This is a genomic window from Butyricicoccus sp. AM32-19 (genome assembly GCF_003480365.1).
Taxonomy (GTDB): domain Bacteria; phylum Bacillota; class Clostridia; order Oscillospirales; family Butyricicoccaceae; genus Agathobaculum; species Agathobaculum butyriciproducens.
Genome location: NZ_QUIX01000022.1, coordinates 25,672 through 32,660 on the forward strand (window position 1 = coordinate 25,672; position 6,989 = coordinate 32,660).

The 6,989-nt window shown below is 52.6% G+C and carries 9 protein-coding genes; 3 read left to right on the plus strand and 6 right to left on the minus strand.

Features of this window, described 5'->3' with window-relative positions; translation table 11 throughout:
* Window positions 1-61 precede the first annotated feature (61 nt).
* Window positions 62-259 carry an Arc family DNA-binding protein gene (locus DW806_RS13980; RefSeq protein WP_158574392.1) on the minus strand — a complete coding sequence of 66 codons (198 nt, stop codon included), beginning with the start codon at window positions 257-259 and terminating at the stop codon, window positions 62-64.
* A 115-nt stretch (window positions 260-374) separates the two neighbouring features.
* Here DW806_RS13980 and DW806_RS13985 point away from each other — a divergent pair, with 115 nt between their 5' ends.
* Window positions 375-1,019 carry a hypothetical protein gene (locus DW806_RS13985; RefSeq protein ID WP_118730335.1) on the plus strand — a complete coding sequence of 215 codons (645 nt, stop codon included), beginning with the start codon at window positions 375-377 and terminating at the stop codon, window positions 1,017-1,019.
* Window positions 1,020-1,086: 67 nt separating this feature from the next.
* Here DW806_RS13985 and DW806_RS13990 read toward each other — a convergent pair whose 3' ends face one another.
* Entirely contained in the window at window positions 1,087-1,572 is a 486-nt protein-coding gene (locus tag DW806_RS13990) for a phosphate-starvation-inducible PsiE family protein (protein WP_118730336.1), read from the minus strand.
* Between the two features lie 360 nt (window positions 1,573-1,932).
* Here DW806_RS13990 and DW806_RS13995 point away from each other — a divergent pair, with 360 nt between their 5' ends.
* Together DW806_RS13995 and DW806_RS14000 are read left to right on the plus strand one after the other, a co-directional pair.
* Window positions 1,933-2,646, plus strand: coding sequence for a helix-turn-helix transcriptional regulator (locus DW806_RS13995; RefSeq protein WP_118668021.1), 714 nt, complete (start codon window positions 1,933-1,935; stop codon window positions 2,644-2,646).
* Window positions 2,647-2,752: 106 nt separating this feature from the next.
* Window positions 2,753-3,403: a YczE/YyaS/YitT family protein gene (locus DW806_RS14000; protein ID WP_118730337.1), complete on the plus strand. Its 651-nt coding sequence runs from the start codon at window positions 2,753-2,755 to the stop codon at window positions 3,401-3,403.
* Between the two features lie 284 nt (window positions 3,404-3,687).
* On the opposite strand, the gene DW806_RS14005 is transcribed toward DW806_RS14000, so the two are convergent.
* From DW806_RS14005 to DW806_RS14020, 4 genes are all read right to left on the minus strand, one after another.
* Window positions 3,688-4,497, minus strand: coding sequence for a zinc ribbon domain-containing protein (locus tag DW806_RS14005; protein ID WP_118730338.1), 810 nt, complete (start codon window positions 4,495-4,497; stop codon window positions 3,688-3,690).
* Window positions 4,498-4,589: 92 nt separating this feature from the next.
* Window positions 4,590-5,390 carry a hypothetical protein gene (locus DW806_RS14010; protein WP_118730339.1) on the minus strand — a complete coding sequence of 267 codons (801 nt, stop codon included), beginning with the start codon at window positions 5,388-5,390 and terminating at the stop codon, window positions 4,590-4,592.
* On the minus strand, window positions 5,384-6,088 hold the full coding sequence (locus DW806_RS14015) for an ABC transporter ATP-binding protein (protein WP_110435051.1): 705 nt from the start codon (window positions 6,086-6,088) through the stop codon (window positions 5,384-5,386). Before DW806_RS14015 ends, DW806_RS14010 begins: the two co-directional genes overlap by 7 nt.
* Window positions 6,081-6,458 carry a GntR family transcriptional regulator gene (locus tag DW806_RS14020; RefSeq protein ID WP_117492165.1) on the minus strand — a complete coding sequence of 126 codons (378 nt, stop codon included), beginning with the start codon at window positions 6,456-6,458 and terminating at the stop codon, window positions 6,081-6,083. Before DW806_RS14020 ends, DW806_RS14015 begins: the two co-directional genes overlap by 8 nt.
* Window positions 6,459-6,989 lie beyond the last annotated feature (531 nt).

Consider the following 6,989-nt stretch of genomic DNA (forward strand, 5'->3'; position numbering starts at 1 on the left):
CGCAAAACGAAACACCGGCGCAGACCATAACAGTCTGCGCCGGTGTTATTATTTAGATAATTTAAGGCTCGTCCACGATTTCCAGCTTGTCGAGTGCGAATTCCACGCACTTTAGGATCAGCTCATTGCGTGTGCGTCCGGTGCGTGCGGCAACGCGATCAAGCTGTTTTAACACCTCATTCGGCATCCGGCAGGACACAACCGAGGTCTCTCCATAGCTCTTTTTTGCGCGAATAATAAACTTTTCTTCTTTATCCATAATCATCATACCTCTGTATTATTCTACCCGATTATTTGTAGTGTTTGTATATTACAAAGGTTTACAAGTGTAGTGTTATGTGGTATACTATCAGAAAAGAAACGGAGCTGAAGTGATGAACCAAACTGTAATTATGGCAATTGTTTTCTCCATCCTTATTATAGGATTATCAATTTTACTAATCAAATTTTGGATTGAATCAATAAATGAAAATGCTAAGGAAGAACAGAAAAACTTAACTCCTTCAAAATATCCTGATGGATTTACATGTACGAGACAGTGGAGAAGATGGCATTTTGACGACACGCATCAAAAAATCTGTGTATTAATGGAAAATATGAAATCAACCCTGACTTTTTCCTTTTCTCAAATAAAGGATGTATCTGTGCTCAGTGATATGACCTCTATGCAAAATGGTAGTCCTGTCGGTCGTGCTATTGTCGGCGGTATCCTCGCAGGCGGTATTGGCGCCATCATCGGTGTTGGCAGTGGCCTGTCAGATTCCGAAGCATGCAAATCCCTGAAAGTTCGCGTTACTCTATTTAACGACCAATTTATTGATGAACCTTTTATTGCTCAGCCTGTTAAAACATCTAGTGCGTTTTATAGAAATATCTGTGCAAGCTGTAGCGAACTGTACAGTACGCTATCTCAGGCCTATTATACTGGTCATCCTGATATTCCAAATCCCGTCGAAGAAAGCCATATTGATCTGACCCAAGAAATCTCACTGCCGGAAGACACTTCCAGCAATCAATAAAGCGTGCAAAAAACCGCAGCGCCCTCTCGGGCGCTGCGGTTTTCAGGTGATATGCATTTTCCTTATGTCAAATCAATGAGCCAATCTCGGGCGGTTCCGGCTTTTTCGGCTCGTTACAGTTCTCCACGCCGAGAACCTCTGCGCGGATGTCCTCCTCGATCTCCTTCTTGCTGCGGCGGCGGTCCAGACGCGAAATATACAGATACTTCCGGATTACGAACAGGATGCCGATCGACAGCACGGCGATCAGGTTCTCGACCGGCGAGGTATGCTCGACGATCATCTGACGCGCGATGGCGAGGAGCATAACGTCAACCACCGAGTCGATGGTGTAGCTGGTGATCATCTTGATCAGCTCGATGCCGATGATGATCAAGCAGGCCGAGCTCATGCGCGCCTGCAGATACGCCGGATCACCGAACAGCTTGTTCATATCGGTCATGGCGACCATGCCGATACCGGACACGATGCACGCGATCAGGATCACCATGCCAAGGGTGATCTCAACCGCTGTTGCGGCGTTGGAGAGCTTGTCTCGAAAATCAGAATTCATGGCAGTCTCCCTTTCTCTACTCCTCATCTCTTTGCATTCCTCTTTCTGCAGTTTTGTAATTTTTTATCAGCCTGTGTCTCATTCCTTGATATAAATTTAACATAGTTTTTGCGCCTTGTCAATTATTTTAACAAGTTTTGTATGGTTCACTGGTTTCTCACAAGTTTTTTATGCACTTTATCCTCATTTTAGTTATTTTGCATAATAACTTTTTATTTTTGTTGTGAGAAATTATTCGCGTTTATTTTTTGACAAACTTATCATTGTTAAGCTATAATAATATTAGAGTAAACCAATAAAAAGGCAATGCCATGCAATCAAAGGCACTGCAAAGAAAATTCTTTGAAACGGGGTGGGCAAATGGCTAATCCGCTGTTGCAGCACTACATCAAGCTGACAGAATTTCTCGGACAGGCACTTGGACCGGATTATGAGGTTGCTCTGCATGATATGACCGACAAAAACCGCTCCATAGTAGCCATCGCCAACAATCACATCAGCGGCCGGGAGATCGGCGCACCGCTTACCAATGTGGCGCTCAAAATCCTGATGGACAAAAGCTACGAAACGCAGGATTACCGTCTGCACTACTGCGGTCTCTCTGCCGAGGGCAAAACGCTGCGCTCGAGCACAATGTTCATCAAGCACAACGGCAAGCTGGTCGGCATGCTGTGCATCAACTTTGACGACAGCCGGTATCTGGCCGCCAGCGAAAACGTGCTGCGGCTGTGTCATCCGGATATTTTTATCGACGACCATATCGCACCGCAGCAGGCCGAGCCCGGTGATCCATTCCCGCGAGCGGTTCCGGCAACGACCGAGAGCTTCCACAACTCGATCGACGCGGTGGCAGGCGATGCGGTCGGCCGCGAACTCATCCGCCTCGGCGTGACCGCCGACCGTCTCACACCAGACGAGCGCATGCAGATCATTGCTTCGCTTGAAACCGGCGGTATCTTCCTGCTGAAAGGCGCGGTCAAGGATGTGGCTGACGCGCTGCACTGCTCGCAGGCCAGTGTGTACCGCTATCTTTCCCAGATTAAAAAGGACGACAGCAATTCCGCTTCGGAATAACATTTTCACAATGCAACTGACAAAAACGGCAGAATCCGAGCGGAATGCTCGCGGTTCTGCCGTTTCACTTTTTTATCTGCTAAATTGCTCACAGGAGGTATACATTATGTTTCGAGAGTACATCCACCGGTTATTCTGGCTGATTCTGGGTGTTGCGGTCAGTTCGATCGGCATTGCGATGATGCTGCAGGCAAATGTCGGACTTGAGCCGTGGAGTGTGCTGCAGCAAGGCATGTCGCTGCGAACCGGCATGACCTACGGCACGGCGTCCGCTATCGCAGGCGCGGCAGCCATCCTCACGGCCGTGCTCTTCGGTGAGAGCTTCGGCTTAGGCACGATCATCAACATTGCGGGCTGCGCGGTCATAATCGACGCGATTCAGGCGGCGCACCTCATCCCGCAGATGCACGGATTGGTGAGCGGCATTGCCATGCTCATCGGCGGTCTGGAGCTGCTTGCGCTCGGCACCTGGCTGTACATGAAAAGCGCGCTCGGCAGCGGCCCCCGTGACGCGCTGATGGTCGCGCTCGCGCGTAAGTTCGGGCGGTCTGCCGGTGCGTGCCGCGCGGTCGTGGATGTGCTCGTAACGGTCATCGGCTTTTTTCTCGGCGGTCCGGTCGGTGTCGGCACCATTATTTCCGCCGTCGGACTGGGTCCGCTGATCAACCTCAATTTTGCAGCCGTGCGGTTCAAGCCCGCTGAGGTGCATCAGGAGAATGCGGCGGAAACCATTGCGAGAATTATCGGAAAGCGGTAATTCTCCATTTTTCATTATCAATTTCAATTTATTTGTGGTCGCATCTCCGGCACTGAATCATCTCACTCATTGGGTCTGCCTTTTTCTTTTGCATATGCACAAAATTCTCCTGTAAAACACAAAACCGCCCCGTAGACCGGAGCGGCATTTCCTCAAATACTTCAGCTATTGGGAACGGCGGCTCGTTGCCCCGAGCCGCCGTTTGCAGCTATATTACAGCGCGGCGCCCCGGTTTTGTCAAGTGACAGAACCGGGGCTGTTGTTTTTCACGTTTTTTTACAAAATCACACATTCTGCGCCCGATAATACGGAACCGGGTCTGCTGTGCCGAACAGGCCAATCCCATCCATATCCTCGATGAGCAGTGTATCATCGGTTTTGCTGACATACAAATTCAGCCAAATATCATCGCCGCTATCGGCTACCGACTGACACCACTCGGGCAGGCTCCCTACCGCCTCGGTATCGTACAGCGTGAACGCAACCGTGTACATATCGTACTGATCGGACGGATACGCCTCCGGATAGTAATACTCGTCGGGGTCGTCGTACAGACACCACGCGTCGGCCGTGCTCTTGAATGTGCCGCCGTCCGCCGAGGTATACAGAATCGCCCATTCACCATTCGACTGGTCGTAGTGCAGACGGAAGGTGTCGCTGTTATCGATCACCATGCCGCTGTCCGTGCCGAGAATGCTGCTGAGATCCTGCGCCGCATAGCTGTAATCCGAATCGTAATCCGGCGCGGGGGAATTTCCGAAGCTGCTCTCGATTTCCGGCACCAGATCATCCACCACGAACGCGATCAGCGTCGGCACAAACTGCAGCAGAGCGATAACAATTATCGCAATCACCGCACCCTTTGCGCGTTTTTTCTTCGGCTTATCCTGGATAGGACGCGACTTGCTCTTCGCCGTTTTCGCCGAGCTGCTGTTCTCTATCGTCGGATGATATTCGGTGTAGGTCTCACGCGGCTTGCCGTGCCATTTCGGCGCGGGTCTCGTCATGCGGCCCTTGCTGCCCGCGCGTGCGCCGCACATCGGACATACGCGTTCCTCATCGTCAAAATGGATACCACAGTGCTGACATTTCACAGGACACACCTCCCTTTTACTACCTCCATCATACCAGAGATATACCGTTCAGGCAAGAGAAAAAGGATACACAAGTGTGTATCCTTTTTCTGTTATTCGAGATTGAGCCTGTGCGTGAGAATCCAGCGCGTCACAAGGAAATACACCGCATCGCTGATGAGTTCGAATACGCAGCAGCACCGCAGCATGAGATGCGCCGCATCCATCGGCGTGATGGTCTGCATGGTGCTGTCAAGCCAGCGTACTATCGCATCGGCAAGCGCCTCCGGCATGACATTGCCCCCGCCCATCATCACCAGAAGCAGAAGAACCTGCAGGGCGGTAGAAAGAACAACGTACCACACGACCGACATCAGCAGGCGGTGCTTGCCCGCCAGATGGCCGAGCGCCATGCACATATAGACGAACAGCGCCATGTCCGCAATGCCGAGCACCGCCAGCGCGAACAGCTCCAGCCCGAACAGCAGGCCGCCGCTCCGCGCCACACCCTTTATCATATCGACAAACAGGGTGCCGAAGGACATATCGGCAAAAATGCCGATGCTGAGGAACGCCGCGATGCCGCTCAGCGCGATCATAACCACCGCGATGATAGTCTTGCTGAACAGGTGCTGCGAAACCGTGACCGGCAGGGTGAACATGAGGTAGCCCTCACTGCCGAGCAGGTTTTTGTAAAAACGCTGGATGAGAATGACAGCCGTTACCACAAACGCAGCCATCATCACGCCCATATACAGCATAGAGCTGATGGCGGGCAGCATAAAGCCGAACGTGCTGTTCTGCGGGATACTGTACAGCAGGTGCGTGACGAACGACATGAGAATCAGCACGCCGTACAGCGGCAGACAGATACGCGCACAGGCTTTCCACTCATATTTCAGCAGCTTTAACATGCAAACACCTCCCGGAACAGTGCGTCAACCGATTTTCCGTGCTCCTCACGGATATGGTCAACCGTATCGTGCAGCACCATCGCGCCTTCCTTGAGGAAAATGACCTCATCGAGCACACGCTCCACATCCGCGATGAGGTGCGTAGACAGCAGAACGGACGCGTCCTCGCTGTAATTCGACAAAATGGTGCTCAGAATGTAGTCGCGCGCCGCCGGATCAACACCCGCGATCGGCTCATCGAGCACATACAGCTGCGCCTTGCGGCTCATGGTGAGGATGAGCTGCACCTTCTCCTGATTGCCCTTGCTGAGCGTTTTCAGGCGGCTGAGCGGGTCGATCTGCAGCGAATCCAGCATGTCGGTTGCCTTTACGCGGTCAAAATCCGTGTAAAAATCCGCAAAGAACGAAATCAGGTCGTTGACCTTCATCGCGTCGTTGAGATAGTTTTTGTCGGGCAGATAGCTGATGATGCTGTGCGTGTAGGTGCCCGGCGCCTGACCGTCAATGAGCACCGAGCCGCTTGTCGGCTGCAGCAGACCATTCAGCAGCTTGATGGTCGTTGTTTTGCCCGAGCCGTTCGGGCCGAGCAGACCGATAAACTGTCCGCGGCCGAGCGTCAGATTCAGATTATTGAGCGCGGTCTTTTTACCGTAGTTTTTTGTCAAACCCTGACAGATAACCAGTTCGTTGTTATCCATTGTTCTTCTCCTCCCCACTGCGTTTCTCCAGAAGCGCCACAATGTCCTGCTCGGTGAAGCCAAGCTGGCTCATGCCGGACAGAAACTCCGTGATGCGTTCTCCTGCGATCTGCTCTCTTACCTTACCAATCATTTCTCTGTCCTCCGTTACATAGCGTCCGCTCGTGCGGTTGGTGAACATCAGGCCCTCGCGCTCCATTTCCGCAAGCGCGCGCTGCATGGTGTTCGGGTTGACACCCGCCTGAGCCGCCAGCTCGCGCACCGGCGGTACCTTTTCACCCGCCGCAAGCTGTCCGCTGACGATCTGCTCGGTCAGCTTTTCCACAAGCTGTTGATAGATCGGACGATCCCCCCGCAATTCCCATTGCATAAGCTCTCTCCTTTCGTTTTATTGTACTATGATAATAATACAAGCATACAGATTTGTCAATAGCCTTTGCTGAAATTTTTCTGCACCGCCCTGCGGGGTGTGCGAACTGCCGCAGGCGGGTTCGCCCCTAACGGGCGGCTCCTTTTCCTGCGCCGACTGACCGGGGCACACGAACTGCCGCAGGCGGGTTCGCCCTAACGGGCGGAGTGTTTTTCGCTGAGATTCAGCGGTGGGGGATTCGCCGTCTGCGGACGGCGGGAGCGTCGCGGCACCCGCCGCAGGGGGCAAAAAGGAAGGGACACCTGCGGTTTCCCTTCCTCTTTGAACTCCTACCTTTCCCTTGCTTCCTAATCTGGCGCAGATTTCCTATATGTGACCGCTTCGACATGGGAAACGGCAGAGGATTTTTTCTTCCGTGTCTTTCGCAACCTGTTCGCAATGTCAGATACCGTTCTGCTACACATGCGGTTTCATCTCCGCAGGCGCGACACAAGGTGAATTGCCCGAAGGGCAAGAGAGGGTCCCCTGGGG

Excerpts from the sequence above, each read along its gene's own strand:
- DW806_RS13995 (WP_118668021.1), top strand. The coding sequence starts at position 1,933 with ATGGCTAATCCGCTGTTGCAGCACTACATCAAGCTGACAGAATTTCTC.
- DW806_RS14020 (WP_117492165.1), bottom strand. The coding sequence starts at position 6,458 with ATGCAATGGGAATTGCGGGGGGATCGTCCGATCTATCAACAGCTTGTG.
- DW806_RS13980 (WP_158574392.1), bottom strand. The coding sequence starts at position 259 with ATGGATAAAGAAGAAAAGTTTATTATTCGCGCAAAAAAGAGCTATGGA.
- DW806_RS14015 (WP_110435051.1), bottom strand. The coding sequence starts at position 6,088 with ATGGATAACAACGAACTGGTTATCTGTCAGGGTTTGACAAAAAACTAC.
- DW806_RS13990 (WP_118730336.1), bottom strand. The coding sequence starts at position 1,572 with ATGAATTCTGATTTTCGAGACAAGCTCTCCAACGCCGCAACAGCGGTT.
- DW806_RS13985 (WP_118730335.1), top strand. The coding sequence starts at position 375 with ATGAACCAAACTGTAATTATGGCAATTGTTTTCTCCATCCTTATTATA.
- DW806_RS14000 (WP_118730337.1), top strand. The coding sequence starts at position 2,753 with ATGTTTCGAGAGTACATCCACCGGTTATTCTGGCTGATTCTGGGTGTT.
- DW806_RS14010 (WP_118730339.1), bottom strand. The coding sequence starts at position 5,390 with ATGTTAAAGCTGCTGAAATATGAGTGGAAAGCCTGTGCGCGTATCTGT.